Origin of the sequence: Geminocystis sp. CENA526 (genome assembly GCF_050753365.1) — a bacterium.
GTDB lineage: Bacteria > Cyanobacteriota > Cyanobacteriia > Cyanobacteriales > Cyanobacteriaceae > Geminocystis.
In genome coordinates, this window is the sequence record NZ_JBLZFY010000271.1 from 1 (window position 1) to 1,466 (window position 1,466).

Consider the following 1,466-nt stretch of genomic DNA (forward strand, 5'->3'; position numbering starts at 1 on the left):
TTCCTAAACAGGGTAGTTCGATCGTATTTTGTAATTCTTCTACAGAATGAAATACAGAATCTAACTTGTCGATTAAAAAACCTACAGATACCCCGACAAAAAGACTGGCAATAATTATTAAGGCAATTTTTCTAGTTCTTCCCGAAACATCTTCGATTAAGTCCTCATTAATCGGAGTGAGTAATTTCCATGGGGCTGTTTGTTTAGCCACTTCTATTTGTAAATTCTCTTTCAAAGCTAAAAGACGAGTTAAACTTTCATTATTCGTCCTTAATTCTCGTTGAATTTGATAATATTCTTTATTTGTTGTCGATAAACGATTGATTTGTTGATTAAGTTTCTCCCAAGATTCTTGTAATCCTCGCTCCTTCGCTTTTAATGCTTCTACCTCATTATTAGTATTTAAAAATTTTTGTATCATTTCCGTGTTATTAGATACAGAAGTCAAAAAGTCTAAAGATAGATTTGCACTTCTATAACCTAAAATTTGCTGAGTTTCTTGATTGAGTAAAGTAATTAATTCTTCTTTTTGGGCGGTTAAAGTGGTCAAAGTGGGATGTTGAGAACCAAGTTTAATAGTTTCTAAGGCAATTTTACTTTCTATATCCTTAATTTGAGAAATTAACTTAGCATAGTTTTTTTCTTGATTTAATCGAGATACTATTACCCCTTGTTCGGGAGTCAAATCTAACTGATTTTTTAAATCTTGTGCTAGTTGAGTTTTGGCTTTCAGTTCATTTTGCACAGATTCTACCTGTTCTAAAAGAAACTTACTTTGTCCTGCTAATACGCTATTTTCAGTATTCGGATCAATCAAATTATTAGTTTGTTGAAAACTCTCTAACTGAGATTCCAAAATGAAAACATCTTGTTGTACTCGTTTTATTTGTTCATCAACAAAAACTTGAGCTTGACGAACGCTAGTAGTCAATTCATCAGATTGATAATTTAAGTAGCCTTCCATCAGCTGTTTTAAAACAAATAAGATTTTCTCTTCAGATTCATCTGTATATGCTATATCTATTATTTTTGTTTGTCCTGATTGTTTAATCTCTATTCTTCCAGCAATATCATCAATTTCTATGTCTGGATAGCGAATTTTAATATTTTCTAGGATGGGATTAATGACGACAGGACTGGTAAGGACATTAATTTGACTCTCATAATCTAATCCACTATCCCGCCAGTTATTTTGTGGAACTATTTGAGTCAAAGCATCCAACTGTTGATTATTCTTATTTAAAGGTTCTACTAATAGTTGAAATGTTCCTTGATAAACAGGAGGTTTAACTAAAATCCATGAAGAAAGTAACCCTGCAAGGGTTATAGTTGTACCTATAATAACTGAACCTCTTCTTTTGATAATACTCAATATTTGGCCAATGTCTATTTCATCATCATCAAAGTTATTGGAATTAAGAGAAATTATTTGCTTCGGTTCTTGTACCAATTGTCCTAGATTATCA

Annotated in this window: 1 protein-coding gene; it reads right to left on the reverse strand. The window is 31.7% G+C overall.

The window, feature by feature from the left end:
• Positions 1 to 1,466 (reverse strand): GumC family protein (locus ACN4EE_RS23315; protein ID WP_431708896.1); only part of this gene is annotated, 1,466 nt, incomplete at both ends.